The 14355-nt window shown below is 49.7% G+C and carries 11 protein-coding genes; 2 read left to right on the top strand and 9 right to left on the bottom strand.

All coding sequences use genetic code 11. The features are described 5' to 3' along the window. Window positions 1-307: 307 nt before the first annotated feature. Entirely contained in the window at window positions 308-2005 is a 1698-nt protein-coding gene (locus C6Y40_RS21865) for a sensor domain-containing diguanylate cyclase (protein ID WP_105936518.1), read from the bottom strand. After that, complete coding sequence (locus C6Y40_RS21870; protein ID WP_170308558.1) at window positions 1989-3410, bottom strand: bifunctional metallophosphatase/5'-nucleotidase; 1422 nt, start codon at window positions 3408-3410, stop codon at window positions 1989-1991. Before C6Y40_RS21870 ends, C6Y40_RS21865 begins: the two co-directional genes overlap by 17 nt. 233 nt (window positions 3411-3643) lie before the next feature. Here C6Y40_RS21870 and arfB point away from each other — a divergent pair, with 233 nt between their 5' ends. Then, window positions 3644-4066: an alternative ribosome rescue aminoacyl-tRNA hydrolase ArfB gene (gene arfB, locus C6Y40_RS21875; RefSeq protein ID WP_105936520.1), complete on the top strand. Its 423-nt coding sequence runs from the start codon at window positions 3644-3646 to the stop codon at window positions 4064-4066. Window positions 4067-4098: 32 nt separating this feature from the next. Here the strand turns inward: arfB and C6Y40_RS21880 are convergent, their stop codons facing one another. Beyond that, the gene (locus tag C6Y40_RS21880) at window positions 4099-6519 is read right to left on the bottom strand and encodes a porin family protein (RefSeq protein ID WP_105936521.1); all 2421 of its coding nucleotides are present in this window, start codon (window positions 6517-6519) and stop codon (window positions 4099-4101) included. Window positions 6520-6905: 386 nt separating this feature from the next. Here C6Y40_RS21880 and C6Y40_RS21885 point away from each other — a divergent pair, with 386 nt between their 5' ends. Beyond that, window positions 6906-7502 carry a hypothetical protein gene (locus C6Y40_RS21885; RefSeq protein WP_105936522.1) on the top strand — a complete coding sequence of 199 codons (597 nt, stop codon included), beginning with the start codon at window positions 6906-6908 and terminating at the stop codon, window positions 7500-7502. Window positions 7503-7685: 183 nt separating this feature from the next. Here the strand turns inward: C6Y40_RS21885 and C6Y40_RS21890 are convergent, their stop codons facing one another. The 6 genes from C6Y40_RS21890 to surA form a co-directional block, all read right to left on the bottom strand. Further along, window positions 7686-9710, bottom strand: coding sequence for a methyl-accepting chemotaxis protein (locus C6Y40_RS21890; protein ID WP_105936523.1), 2025 nt, complete (start codon window positions 9708-9710; stop codon window positions 7686-7688). Window positions 9711-10030: 320 nt separating this feature from the next. Beyond that, window positions 10031-10837: a symmetrical bis(5'-nucleosyl)-tetraphosphatase gene (locus C6Y40_RS21895; protein ID WP_105936524.1), complete on the bottom strand. Its 807-nt coding sequence runs from the start codon at window positions 10835-10837 to the stop codon at window positions 10031-10033. Between the two features lie 9 nt (window positions 10838-10846). After that, window positions 10847-11245, bottom strand: a complete 399-nt coding sequence (apaG, locus tag C6Y40_RS21900) for a Co2+/Mg2+ efflux protein ApaG (RefSeq protein WP_105936525.1) — start codon at window positions 11243-11245, stop codon at window positions 10847-10849. Further along, window positions 11220-12038 carry a 16S rRNA (adenine(1518)-N(6)/adenine(1519)-N(6))-dimethyltransferase RsmA gene (rsmA, locus tag C6Y40_RS21905; RefSeq protein ID WP_105936526.1) on the bottom strand — a complete coding sequence of 273 codons (819 nt, stop codon included), beginning with the start codon at window positions 12036-12038 and terminating at the stop codon, window positions 11220-11222. Before rsmA ends, apaG begins: the two co-directional genes overlap by 26 nt. Beyond that, entirely contained in the window at window positions 12035-13018 is a 984-nt protein-coding gene (gene pdxA / locus C6Y40_RS21910; RefSeq protein WP_105936527.1) for a 4-hydroxythreonine-4-phosphate dehydrogenase PdxA, read from the bottom strand. The genes rsmA and pdxA overlap by 4 nt, the downstream gene beginning before the upstream one ends. A 15-nt stretch (window positions 13019-13033) precedes the next feature. Next, entirely contained in the window at window positions 13034-14317 is a 1284-nt protein-coding gene (gene surA, locus C6Y40_RS21915) for a peptidylprolyl isomerase SurA (protein WP_105936528.1), read from the bottom strand. Between the last annotated feature and the right edge of the window lie 38 nt (window positions 14318-14355).

Consider the following 14355-nt stretch of genomic DNA (forward strand, 5'->3'; position numbering starts at 1 on the left):
TCACTGGTTGCTATCTTATTGGGTATGGTAGTCGTCTCTTCGAATAAACATCGGCGCTTCCAAGCTAATACCGACACCAGAAGCGTGCTGTCATTCCACTATCTCGGTCTGAGAGCTATTGCTTGCCGAATAAGATTCACTATGCGACAGTGGAAAGCTGCACTCAAATGGTACAGCTCCATAGTTGACGCTGCCTGGGCCGCAGGCACATGAAATTAAATTCGTGGGGATCCCTCAGGGTCAGAGTTAATTAATTCCTAACAAATTAATTAACTCTGACCCCTTTATTTAATTAACTCTGACCCCTTTATTGCTCGTCTTCATCTGCATCATTCACCCAGCGATTGCGGCCAGTTCGCTTAGCCTTATAAAGGGCTTTATCGGCGGCTTCCACTGAGGGGAGGGTGATCCTGCCATCCTGTTGCTGGCCAACAGAAATACCAATGCTTACGGTAACGTGGTCGGCAACGCCGCTAAAGTCGTGAGGAATTTGCGCATTTTTAAACGCATCCAGAATATTCCGGGCTACCGTTATCGCCCCTTGTTCGTTGGTATCGGGTAACAGTACGGCAAATTCTTCACCACCGTAGCGGGCTAAAATATCGGTTTTACGGGGCATCTGTTGCTTGATCAGCGAGGCCACCTGCTTTAAACACACGTCGCCCTGACTGTGACCATAGTTATCGTTGTATTGTTTAAAATAATCCACATCAATCAGTAATACGGTTAGCGGCCAGCGTTGTCGGCTAGCCACATTGAGCGCCTGGGAGTAGTAGTCGTCGAAGGCACGGCGGTTAGCGATACCAGTGAGCGCATCGCGCAGACTCATTTCTTCCAGGGTATTCTTTTGTAATTCGATAGTAGTGGCAAACCGTTCAAAGCTCTGGGCCAGTTCTGTAATTTCGTCTTTGCCGCTCACGGTGATGAGGTGTCCCTCCCCGGTGGAGCGTTGTTGTACCTGCTTGTTAAGGGTCTTTAAGCGATTCACTACTACCCGCTGGATAAATACGGCAAATCCAATGTAAGCAAACAGTACAATAATAAACAGCAGGCTGGCCTGCTTTACCTGTTGCTCAACCAGTCGGGAAGTTTTCGCCGCCTGGCCTAGTACAGCCTGGTTTAGCTGATGAGATTCAAACTCATTTAAGCGGGCGTAATCGGCAATCAGGTTACGTACAAAGTTACTTCTGCCCTGCACCCGGCCAAGGATCTTTAATTGCAACTGACGCTGCGCAATCAAGCCAGAATTAGGATGTAACACGGTTTCAGATAATGCCGCGATGGCCAGTTGTGCACTTTGTTGTTGGTCTGCCGGCAGCGTATCGGCAAGTTCAGACAGGGAGATAAACAAGTGATCCAGATTGCTCTGACGTAGCCGTATCTCGCTTAACTGGTCGAGGCTGGTGAGTTCAGCAGAGAGCAGCATGATACGGGAAAACAATAAAGACCAGGACGTGCTGGCAGTTGTTGGGTTGCTGGCAATCAGGTCCGTATCGATCTGGCGTTGCAGAGCGAAAAGTTTTGCCGTTAACCGATCGATTTTGTTATTGATGGCAATTCGCTTTTCTACTAACGCATTGAGTTCATCCAGTTCCCGTTCAACCGAACTCAGCTGAGACGTAATATGGTGGGTTTGCTCATGCTCCTGCGATAGTTTGTGTAAGCCGTCCAATTGTAGGGTGATGGCATTTTTAGCAATTCTACGCATGGCCTCTGAATTGGCCATGGATAATTGTTCTGTGCCGCTCAGTAACAGGTTCATCTGCGAATACAGTTTGCCCGATTGAATAACACCGGGCAGCGATTTATCCATCATTGAATTTAAAGACTGTTCGAACGAGGACAGTTTCGAATAGGTAGTATAAGCCAGGATCATAACCGCGATAATCAGCGTAACCAGACTCAAATTAATGATCCCTGATAGCGAGTACAATCTCCTGAGCCTAAGGCGTTTGCTGACGGCCGGCCGTCCCTGCTGACTGGTCATATCAGCTGTCTCTGCCATTAACGAAGCTGACTCTGCCGGTTGCGGTGGCCGAAAGCGTTGACTGACGTCGTAAAACACTGATCACGATGTCGGCAATCAGTGGGGTAACCTGCTGACTAAAGGGGACTTCTGTTCCGCGTTTGAGACTGTCGTAACCGTCACCGCCATTTGCCAGATAATCGGAAGTGGCAAGCGAATAGATACGGCCGGATTCCATAGGCGAGCCATTAATAGTGAGCTCTTTCACACGATTGCCAGGCGCCGAAGAAAGCTGCACTTTAAACTGCATACCAGAGACATGTGGGAAACGGCCTGAAGCGTCTTCAACCCTGCTCACGCCGTTTTCCAGTGCTGACTTTAAATCAGCCCCGGTGATCCTCAGCACCCGGATATGATTTCGAAACGGCAGTTCGCTGGTAATATCCTTACGGGTTAACAGGTGCCCTTCACGATAGCTGCGCTCGCCACGGATAGCACCACCGTTGATGATTGCCACGTCGGTATGGCTGGCTTCCTTTAAGGCATCGCTCACCAGGTTTCCAAAGCCATTCTCACGGGTACGCACAGCTTCTCGCGAAGTGTCCATTTCGGTTGAGAGGCGGGCCACCTGTTCACTAAGCAGCGCGGTAATTCGGTTATCGTAGGTGGCCACCTGTTCGGCAATCACCGGATCTTTCGGGTAGTCGCTGAGAGGGAGTTGTATCACTTCATACTGAGCCTCGCCAGGATTGCCTTGTGGCCATTCAATGTTCACTTTCGCTGCGGCGGCTTCACTGGTAACGATGACATAGTTTGCCCGTGGCTTTTCATCAGGCGCCACCGGCTCAACATAGTAGGGATCGCTGCGCAGCACCAGATCGACTTGCGATTGGCCTAGTAGCTTATTAATAAAAGGCAATTCGTCTGAAATCATTAGCACTACTAATTCTGCGCCGCGTTCACGCAGCGCGTTGGCACGGCTGATTATGGTGTCGTAGGGAGAGTTAATCTGCAGCCGGTGCATTAAGTACTCTTCTGAGGAGGCGCTGGCTATCACCGTAAGAATGCCAACCCTGACACCCCCTCTTTCAAGAACGATATCCTGCCAGGTACCTTCCAGCTCCCGCCGGGTGATTGGATCGGTTACATTGCTTAACACTACCGGGAAAGCCGCCTCATAGGCGCGAAGCGTCAGCTCATCCTCAAAGTAACTAAACTCCCGCTTAGCGACGCCCATGGCATCCGGTTCGATGGTGTTGAGGATATCGATAATATGCGCACCGCGGTCGAAGGATGAAAGCATACTGGGGGCCAGGCTACCACCGCCAAATAAGAACAGACTGGGCTGTCGAGTGTTTCTGGTTTGCTTAACCAGAGTAGCCAGATTGGCGTAACTGCCATGCGGCGGATTAATGATCAGAGGCAGTTCAGCTGTATAGATCACGGTAAGCTGTTTAGACTGACACGCAGTAGCTATAAACAGTGAACTTACACACATCAAACCGAGAACAAGGGTATAGCAGCGAAACACCTGGAGCTGACCTCTTTGGAGACTTCTTAACCGCTTTCTATCGTAACACTGATATTTTTATGCGGGGTAGCTAAAAAGCCATAAGGTATAAAAAATAATGCGTTCGCGGTACTATTGGGTATGGATTTATCACAGTTGATGGATATATGAGCAATATAATTGAGATCTCGTCGACACTGGCTGTTGCCGAAAGCGAAATAGAGCTGCAGGCCATTCGTGCTCAGGGCAGTGGCGGGCAGAACGTAAATAAGGTTAGCAGTGCTATTCATTTACGCTTTGATATCCACAATTCGTCCTTACCCGATCCTATTAAGCATAAGCTGCTCAACTGTAACGACAGCCGGGTAAATTCCGACGGCGTAATGATTATTAAGGCGCAACAATTCAGAACCCAGGAGCAGAATCGCGAGGATGCCATTGCCCGTTTAGTGGAATGGATTAAGGAAAACACCAAAGTACAGAAAAAGCGCCGTCCTACCCGGGTAAGCAGAGCCGTGAAGGCTCGCCGCAAAGATGCCAAGCAGACCAACAGCCAGCGTAAGCAACAGCGTCAGAAAGTTCGCTGGTGATCCCGCCGTCTGTCGGATAACCTGGCAACGTCCTAAAATGTATAGCGTAAGCTCAATTTGGCTGTGGTACCGCTATAAAGGTTATTAACCACCCGCTTTTGCTCGCTGAGATAAGAACGGTCCGGGTAATTAAGAATATTATTCAGGCTGAATTTTGTGCTCAGGTGCTCACTGAAGCGCCAGCTGAAAGACTGGTTCCACGAAAGGACTTTCTCTCTGATAGTGTCCTGTTGGGCATCGGCGCCTACATCATCCAGCGCTTCACTCTGCCAGGCCAGGTTAGTGGTATATTGCCACTGGTTATTCTTTACCAGCAGGTTGAGCATCAGGCGGTGCTCAGCCCGCTCAGGCATGGCAATGGAGCGGTCAGCCAGATTGGCTTCAGTATCTGAGTAGGTGTAAGAGGCTGTGATATCAATCAGAGTCAGCCCGGTATCGGTAAACTGCTGTGACCAGTAGGTTTGCACACCGCGGATAAAGCCGTCCTTGCCATTTTCCACCCGGGTAACATCGTACACAATGCCGTCGAGTTCTTCTGTAACCCTGGAGTCATAAAAGAAGTCTGCGATATTGTTGTAGTACACCCCGGCATAGAGTTTACCTACGTGGGTGTGAGTATATTCGAGTCCGGCAAACCAGTTAATAATGGTGGTGGCCTCAAGATCCGGTGAGCCTTCCGTAATGGTGCGGGTGGGGGGATTAATGCGGCGGTAACGTACCGTATCAAAATACTGCGGGCGCATTAACTGCTCAAAATAATTAAATTTGAAACGGGTGGAAGCGGATAACTGGTAGCGCAACTCCAGTGAGGGTAGCAAATGCTGATAGCTGTTACCGCCTTCTACAAATGCCGCATCAAAGTGGCTGAAGGTCTCTTCGATAGTGAGGCCGGCCACGTCGACGCTGGTGATCTGATCACCAAGATTAGCAATCCCGGCTTCTGTGGGCCCGCTCACTGCACCACGAGTGCTGGTTTTGGTTTTCTCGTAACGCAGACCAAAACGCCAGAACCAGGATGCCCGTTGCTGGTAAGCATCGATATAGGCTGAACTTACTGTTTCCTCGCTGGTATAGATATCCTGAATAGACTCTAAAAAGGATTGGGCCGGGTTAAAGTTAAATTGTTCGTGATTAGCGGCGAGATAGGTTTCACCCAATAACAAGTCCATACCGGCAGGTATTGTGGTTCGGTCTTCCATAATCGCTACCGCCTGATTACTCCCCAGCACCTGAGTGAGGCTAAACCGGTTGTCAGTAGCGGTATAAACTGAGCGGTAATTGTCGTTATCGCGCTCTTTATTGCGCCAGGTGATGCCACTGCCAACCCACACTGGTCGTCCGGCAAACTTAAACTGCTGGCTCCAGTCGGTAACCAGAGCATAGTCGGTATCTGTTGTGGTAGTCAGTGTCGGCCGGTAGTTAGCAAACCAGGACTGACTGGTATCAAATACGTCGGCATTGGTTACGGTGGTAGCTGGCAGATAAGGGCTATCAATAGAATAGTTAGCGGTCAGTCCCTGATCAACAAAATTCCAGGGCAGCCAGAGTCGCTCGTTGACCCAGCGGCTATAGTAGATGCCAGCTTCAAACGCGCTGGTATCGGTTTCGTAATTAACGCCCAGGCGATGACGATGAATATCCCTGGCGGTTTCCATTCTGTGAAAGTAACGGCGAATACGCGAGTCGGACACGCTGACATCGCTTAAGGTGGAGTCGTCATCACCGAGTTCGGCGCTATCAATGGTGCCGGCGCCAATTTGGTATTCCAGTCGGTTACGGGTGGCGATATCATCGTAGTTGGTCGACATGCCTTCATAGGTAAAATAGGTATGCTGTGAAAGCACGTAGTCAGCGCGCCACTGCATATTGGTGCTGGTGGTATCAAACTGGTCCTGGCTGTAGCGGGGGAAACCCAGTAATAAAGCCTGTTGTTCCGGTGCCTCAGGTGCATCTATAGATAGCCAGCGGGCCTCATAAAAATCGACTATTCGCTCCAGACTGTTTCGTTGGGCGTTAAACTGTAAGCGCCAGCGATCGAAACTTTTGGCCAGCTTAATGCTGCCGCCAGGCGTATATTGCCGGGCCACGTCCTGATAACTAAGGTTGGCCTCAATTTCTGCATTATGGGCTGCGGCCCTGCCTTTTGATAAACGAAACTGACCACGAAAGTCCACGCCTTCCGCATCGGTCACCGCACTGAAGAAGCGCCCGGGAGTCTCGTTACCCTGATATTCAGAAGCAATGGGATTACGCTTGAGCAGGATTCGATCGCGTTCCCTGGCGCTTTGATTGGTCGCATCATCAGAGGGTCTTGCTACGGGCGTAGCTGTGGTTTGCGCAGACGTGGTGCCGGTAACCGACAACGCAGTCAGAATGACAGAGAGTAACGATAGTTTAAACGGTGTACCGACTGCCTTAAGGCCCCTAAGGCCTTTTCGGGTATCACTAGACATTAATTTCCCTTCAAAGAAGAACAACAATAAAAATAACGGTCGTTTTCAGGCAATAGGTACTTAATCAGTGGGCGAGCTGAGCCGAGTTATTTTGGTCTGCGCAGCCAATAACCAGTTCTGCTCTTTGTGGCAGATTATGTGTGTTGACGGACCGCATTGTTAGTATATTTTGCGTGCCCGCCACTGCACTGATTAGCGGCGTAACGGTAGCTATTTATCGGGTGAAAAACGAGCTTAATAAGATAAGCACACTGTGAATAACGTTCAATGGAGACGCACTTTGTGTAAATTATACGATTGGTTAAGAGTTTTGGACGTCCGGTGCAACATGCTGCTGGGTCAGGTTGTAAGCTGGCTAACATCAATTAGCCTCGGAAAATTACACAATGCTATTTAGTTTTAAACCTTGTTTCGGCACGCCAAAGCTGATCATTACTCTGGCCCTGTTAGTGATGACTCTGAAACTGTTTACTCCGCACCAAGCACAGGCCTCGGTGGTGTTGGAAGAACCGCATTTTTGTGGCCCGTATCGAAGTGAAGCTGAAACCTTGCGAAACATTGTACCGGCTTTATATGAAGTAGTGTCTGGTGCGCCAGATGAGGAACGTAACTGGCCGCTGCTCCACGATCTGTTTGCACCCACAGCTACCATCACACCGTTGTTTCATCGCGATGGAATGCCGGATATTTCAGTACTGACCGCTAGTGAGTTTGTGGATCTCAATAAACTACTGTTTCAGGATGTGGGATTTTATGAAACCGAGACTCATAATCAAACTATTCAGGTAGGACATATGGCAACGGTTATCAGTGCCTACGAATCCCGGGAAACGCCTGATAAACCGGTGTACTCAAGAGGAATTAATACTTTTCAGCTGGTCAACGACGGCCGGCGCTGGTGCGTGGTCTCGGTAACGTGGGACAGTAATAAAGGCGGTCACGATATCGCCGGGAGTATTGCTGAGGTGTTTGGTACGGAATAGAGGCAATGGAAGAAGATCCCGGATATTTTCTGCGAAAATTCCGGGAAGACATTGGGACCCCGGATAGCTTCTGCGAAGCTTCCGGGGTATAAAAACGCGAGAGCGGTTAGGTTAGCCGAATAATTCTGGAGATCCCGGATAACGCCTTTGGCATTTCCGGGATGTAAAAACACTAAGGTGTTTTTACACCTTAAACTGTCTGATTGAGCTTTGTAGTTCTTCGGCCAGGCGGGCAACTTCTTCGCTCGATTCTGACGTTTGTTGTGCACCCACGGTGGTTTCTTCTGCGATGCCAACAATTGTTTCCAGCTTTTCAGAGATATCCTGTGATACCAGGTTTTGCTCACGAGCTGATTGCTCAATCTGGCTGCTCACATCGTGAGCCCGTTTAACGGCCTCAGAAATAATGTCGAGAGCCTGGGTGGCCAGTTCGGTTTGTTCAACACATTTAGCAGTTTGCTGTTTGCCCTGATCCATCACTGATACGGCTTTCTCTGCGCCTTCCTGCAGGACTTCGATCATGGCGTTGATTTCCTGTGTCGATTCCTGTGTGCGGCTGGCCAGGGTGCGAACTTCGTCGGCTACCACCGCAAAGCCGCGACCTTGTTCACCGGCGCGTGCTGCCTCAATAGCGGCGTTCAGTGCCAACAGGTTGGTTTGGTCGGCAATGCCACGGATAACATCGAGGATGCTACCGATGCTGGCACTGTCCTGATGAAGTTTGTGAATAACCTGAGCGGCATCTTCTACATCGCGGGCCAGTACTTCAATGGTGGCCTTGTTCTCCAATGAAATATCACGAACCTTGTTCGATTCCTGGTCGGCATTACGAATCTCAAGCAGCGTATCTTCAGCATTTTGCGAGACCATTTGTGAAGTGGAATGCATTTCTGTGGTTGCCGTGGCTACCAAAGCAATTTGCGCTTTTTGATCCTGAATGGACTTGGTGGTTTGCGTGGTAACGGCTGAGGTTTGCTCTGAAGCCGCGGCGAGCTGCTCGGCGCGCACGTTAATACCGCGGATAAGCTCTTTAAGGCTGAGGATTAGCTTATTACAGTTTTTCGCCAGCTGACCAAATTCATCTTTGCTGGAGTCATCCAGGTTATGGGTCAGATCGCCGGACGAGGCGATGTTAAGTAAGTCGTTGACCTTTTTAAGCGGAATGGTAATGGCATTAACGGTTTTATAGCCGGTAAAGAAGGCAATAATCAGTGATGCCAGAACAATAACCACTACCAGTGTGGTACCAAAACTAACGTTACTGGTAACCTGTTCTTCGAGAGTTTTCACTTTAGCATTGGTCAGGTTAAGTAGCTGCTCAAGCTCGCTTACCGCGTTGGCCGCCATTTCTTCAGACTTACCAAGGGCTTGTTCGGTCTGGTTGCGCAGTTCTAAACGCGATACATGCAATTGCACCACGCCATCGCTGCCGGTTACCGCATCGATAGCATCATTAACCAGCGACTCAACTTCTTCCAGCGTGCCAGACGAATCCTGGCCATTGGCAGCGCTAAGCATGGCGTCGAGCTGTTCACGAATGGCATCCACGGCAAATTTCACTTCGTTACTCAGGGTGTCGGCACGCACCAGTGTCTGGGTTTTAATGTAGTCAGACGTCACTGTGATAAGCGTCAGCAGACGGGTTTCCAATTCGCCACCGAGTTCTGAGGCGCGGCGCAGATTAGCATTGCTTTGTACTTCACGTAAGTCGCTAAAATCGAGCAGGTAAGTAGAGGCGTCGTCGGCATTATCCTCGACGTCCATTAAGCGATCTTCGACATCGTTGCGACGGGATAAATAGCTGTTGTGGCTGGCATATAAACCGTTTACTGTAGCCAGGTACTCTTGCGAGATACCATTTACGTTTTGCAAAGCGGCGCTAAGTTTTGGATCGTTTTTTACCGTTGATGCCAGTGCACTGTAAGCGTTGGTAAAATTTTGACTGGCTTCTTCGAATTGTGTTTGTTTTTCTTTGACTGTTGACAGTTCATCAGACACATAAGCTTCGAAAACCAGACGGCCCATGTTTAAAAATGAAGCTTTAAGTGTATTGCTGCCGATAACTGTGGGGACTGCCACGGTATTAACTTCACCCACATCATGTTGCAGTGAACGAAGATTAACCAGAGACACTCCGCTGATAATTAGCAGCAGCACACTTATCGTGAAGAAGCCGAGAATGACCCGTGCTTTTACCGTTAAATTCATTGTAGCTCCCAGAGCAATATTATAGTTTTGGTGTTCCAAACAAATATGAACTGTGCCTGTTCGGAGTCTGGTGTTAACCGATTTCTTTGATATTGCAGCGTTGTATCCCCTCAAAGCACGCAATAAAACCGGATAATCTGTTGCAGAGGTGCTTTTTCCTCCGCACGATTAGTTATACCAATCTTTTAAAACTGATACAAAAGTATTAGAACCTTTTGAGCGGATTTTCGTAACAACCCTCGCTTCCTTATCGGACAATTCAACCAATAGTTAAGTGATTTTATTACGGGTTGCCTATTACTATAGTCGCTGAAATGTGGTTAGGCAGATACCGAAATGCATTCGTTGGTTTCTTTGTGCCAGAGGGTCATGGCGTTGCCCCAGACGTAACCCGTATCTAGCGCTACAAACTGGTCAGAAGAAGTGAAGCCTTGCAGTGCCGCCCAGTGGCCGAACAAAATGCGCTCATCGATGTTTAGTTGCGGATTGGGAATGTCAAACCAGGGGCGCAGAGAAGAGGGGGCGTCCTTCGGTGCTGATTTTACCGATAAGTTAAGTGCCAGTGAGGGGCGTACAAAGCGCATTCGGGTGGTGGCATTGATGATAAATCGTTGCCTCTGTTTACCGCTGAGTTTGTTATGCCACTTTGGCGGGCCGTCACCGTACATATTTTCGAGCAGTTGGCACCACTTCACGCTTTTGAGTTGTTGGGCGATTTCCTGACTGTATGTCAGTAGCTGAGCTGTCGACCAGCCCGGATATAAACCGGCGTGCACCAAGGTGTGTCTTTCATCAAGCGCCATTGCCAGCGGCCATTGCCTTAGCCAGGCGGTGAGCTCTTCAATATCCGGCGCTTTCAACAGAGGCTCGAGGTTATCACTGCGCTTGGCTTTTTTTATTCCTTGCGACACCGATAAGAAATGCAGGTCGTGATTACCCAGCACGCTATAAAAACTGCTACCTAATGAACGCAGATAACGCAGTGTATTCAATGAGTCCTCGCCACGGGCAATCAGATCGCCCACGGCATACAGGCTGTCGCGGCCGGGCTCAAAGCTAACGCTGTCGAGCAAACGGCGAAGCCCGGCGTAACACCCCTGAATGTCGCCAATTACATAGGTTGCCATTACTATAAGTTAGTTGATGATATTGGGTAGTGCGAGGCGGAATGGTTCTATTGGGACTCTGAAAACATCGCCGTCGGCGGTTTTCATGTCGTAATATCCCTGCATAGTGCCTACTTCCGTATCAATTACGGAGCCACTGGTATATTGAAAGCTGTCACCGGGTTCAATGGTGGGTTGTTTACCTACCACACCTTCACCGCTGACCTCGGTTTGTTTGCCGTTTGCATCCGTTACCAGCCAGTAACGGTGAGTCAGTTTCACCGCAAAGCTATTGTGATTGATCACAGTAATCTGATACGCAAAGGCATATTTATCGCTGTCTGAGGGTAAATGTTCTGGTAAATGCCGCGTTACAACTCTTACGGTTACCAGGTCGGCCGGATTATGTTCGGTCTTCGGTGCTGTCATGTTCACTCACCCAATTCGCAATGGTTGCAAAATCATCGAGCGACAGTGTCTCAGCCCGTCGGGTTGGATCAAGGCCAAGCGCTTCTAACTGTGCTTCGTCAATACAGTCTTTAAGACTATTACGTATGGTCTTTCTGCGTTGATTAAACGCCATCGTGCAAACACGTTCAAGCATTTTTACATCACTAACCGTTACCACCGGAGTTTGATGGGGAGTAAGACGGACCACGGCCGACTCCACCTTCGGCGGCGGCACAAAGGCACCTGGCGGCACATTGAGTACCGGCTGAACCTTACAGTAATACTGCGCCATTACCGACAAACGGCCGTAATTTTTATTACCCGGGCTGGCAGCCAAACGGTTAACCACTTCCTTTTGCAGCATAAAATGCATGTCGCCAATAATCCCGGCGTGGGAAAAAAGGTGAAACATGATGGGCGTGGAAATGTTGTAAGGCAGATTACCAAATACTCGCAAGGGCGCATCCGGTTTGGCCAGGTCGTTAAAGTCTACGGTCAGAGCATCCTGTTCGACAATGGTGAGTTTGCTGCCATGGAAAGGGTGATGACGCAGGCGTTTGGCCAGATCCCGGTCCAGTTCGATAACCGTCAGTGCATTAACCCGCTCACAAACCGGATCGGTAAGAGCGCCCAGACCAGGGCCGATCTCTACAAGATTCTCGCCGTCCTGCGGATTAATAGCATCGACAATTTGCTCAATCACAAAGGTGTCGTTTAAAAAATTCTGGCCAAACCGCTTACGCGCGGTGTGGCCTAAATGGGTTTTATTCATTGTTGATGATGAGCCAGTTCAATTGCTTTATTCAATGCTTTGGTAAAACTGCCGCTGTCGGCCTGGCCTTTTGCTGCCAGATCCAGCGCCGTACCATGATCTACTGAGGTGCGAATAAACGGAAGACCCAAAGTAATATTCACCGCCGCACCAAAGCCTTTATATTTTAGCACGGGAAGTCCCTGGTCGTGATACATGGCCAGCACCACATCGGCATCTTCCAGGTATTTTGGCTGGAAAATGGTATCAGCAGGCAAGGGCCCGGTGAGGTGAATACCTTCAGCGCGCAGTTCGTCCAGTGCAGGGCTAATGGTTTCGATTTCTTCGCGGCCAATGTGGCCGTCTTCACCAGCATGCGGATTCAGGCCGCACACATAGATATGCGGTTTGGTGATATTAAATTTGAGCTTCAGATCGGTATGAATGATATGAATGACCTTGTGCAGGCGCTCGCGGGTAATCGCTCGGGAAACATATTCCAGCGGAATGTGGGTAGTGGCCAGAGCGACATTTAAACCTTCGGTTGCCAGCAGCATCACCACATCAATGGTATTAGACTGATGGGCAAAATACTCAGTATGGCCGCTAAAGGAAATTCCCGCTTTATTAATGATACCCTTGTTTACCGGCCCGGTAACTACGGCGTCGAAGTCGCCCTCAATGTTGGCCTGGCAGGCCTGACGCAGGGTTTCCACCACGTAGTGGCCGTTATCGCTGCTTAATACTCCGGGCTCAACCGGTACGGCAGTCGGAATCGCCTGAATAAACAGTTCACCTGGTGCCTGAATGCGTGTTTCACCGTGGGTGTATGGCGTTAGCTTGAGCGGCATATTTAATGCCGCAGCGCGTTCCTGCATCATGGTTTCGTCGGCAAAAATAACCAGCTGTGCGGGCCATTCCTGTTGCGCCAGTTCGATAACCAGATCGGGGCCAACGCCAGCGGGTTCGCCTGGCGTAATGGCAATTTTAAGCGGTGTCATAGTCAGACCTTAATTTTAATCACTAAGGACTTCGATATAAGCCGAGTCACGCATTTCACGTAACCAGTTCTCACTCTCTTCTGCAAATTTACGGTTAAACAGCAGCTGGTGGGCTTTATCTTCCTTGCGTTGTTCTGTGGCATCGTCGATACGACGGTCGAGCAACTGAATTAAATGCCAACCGTGTTGCGTACGTACAGGTTCACTGTACTCTCCGGGCTCCAAATTAGCCAGTGCTTCTTTGAACTCGGGCACATAGATGCTCGGATCTGACCAACCCAACTCACCGCCACGCAGGGCTGAACCCGGGTCCGCTGAATGCTCTTTGGCCAGTTCGGCAAAGTCGGCGTCGCCAGCCTGAACCTGTTCTTTAAATTCGACCAGCATGCTGCGGGCACGCTCTTCACTCAGAATAATGGACGGCTGGATCAGAATATGTCGGGCGTTAACTTCTTCTACTTCCACAACCTCAATACCACGGGTATCAAGAATTTTCAGAATGTGGAAACCTGCGCCACTACGAATTGGGCCGATTACTTCACCTTTACGTTTACCCTGCACTGCTTCGGCAAACAGAGTAGGCATGGCGTTAATGTTCATCCAGCCCATGTTACCACCGTCCAGGGCTTCAGAGCCTGAAGAGGCGGCAATAGCAAGACGAGAAAACTCAGAGCCTTCATCCAGCAGGTTTAGGACTTTATCGGCTCGTTCGCGGGCATCGGCTACGTCGGCATCGGTGGTCTCCGGCGGAAAGCCAATCAGAATGTGACCGAGTTCATACTCAGCCTGCGCAGAACCCTGTTGTTCCATCAGGTCCACCAGGTTAGCGATTTCCTGCGAAGTAATATAGATTCGACGACGCACGTTAGCGCGACGTACTTCACCCATAATGATTTCTTCGCGAACCTGTTCGCGGTAGTCATTATAAGCAATGCCCTGGCGGGTAATTTCATCACGCAGTTGCTCAACCGTTGCGCCTTCACCGGCGGCGATGTTGGCAATGGTCTGGTCGAGCTGTGGATCACTTACCCGGATCCCCATACGCTCTGCCATTTGCAGTTGCAGGTTTTTCAGGATCAGGCGCTCAATGGCCTGAGTGCGCAGGGCTTCGTCAGACGGCAGGCGCTGATCTTTGGCTGCCGCGTCTGCTTTTACTTCATTAACCAGTGCCCTTACTTCACTTTCCAGTACCACACCCTGATCAACAATTACCGCCACTTTGTCGAGCAGCTCGGTTTGGGCCATGACGGGTAAGCTCATTACCAGACTTAAAAACAAACCCCGAATAAAATACTTCATAAACTCTCTTGCTTGTTGTTAATACTGCCGTGTTCCCT

It is taken from the genome of Marisediminitalea alba (assembly GCF_002993365.1).
In the GTDB taxonomy this organism is placed as follows: Bacteria; Pseudomonadota; Gammaproteobacteria; order Enterobacterales; family Alteromonadaceae; genus Alteromonas; species Alteromonas alba.